This window comes from Aeromonas sp. L_1B5_3 (assembly GCF_963866575.1).
GTDB classification, from domain to species: domain Bacteria; phylum Pseudomonadota; class Gammaproteobacteria; order Enterobacterales; family Aeromonadaceae; genus Aeromonas; species Aeromonas jandaei.
Genome location: NZ_CAWMDN010000093.1, coordinates 1 through 221, shown reverse-complemented (window position 1 = coordinate 221; position 221 = coordinate 1). Strand labels below are relative to the sequence as shown.

The following is a 221-nucleotide window of genomic DNA, read 5'->3' as shown; positions in this document are numbered from 1 at the left end:
GCTGGAAGCTGTCCTGACCGCCCTCCCCCGGGTCAGTCCCGGCATAGTGATCGTGCAGCACATGCCGGAAAAATTTACCGCCATGTTTGCCGAGCGTCTCAACGGGGTATGCCAAATAGAAGTGAGAGAAGCCAAGAACAATGACAGGGTGATCCCGGGACTGGCGCTGATCGCGCCGGGTGGCAAACACATGATGATCAAGCGCAGCGGAGCTTATTACC

1 protein-coding gene is annotated in these 221 nt (G+C 57.5%); it reads left to right on the top strand.

Going from position 1 to position 221, the window contains the following annotated elements:
* Positions 1 to 221: protein-glutamate methylesterase (locus AACR93_RS05610; protein WP_043852314.1), on the top strand; the 221-nt coding region annotated here is incomplete at both ends.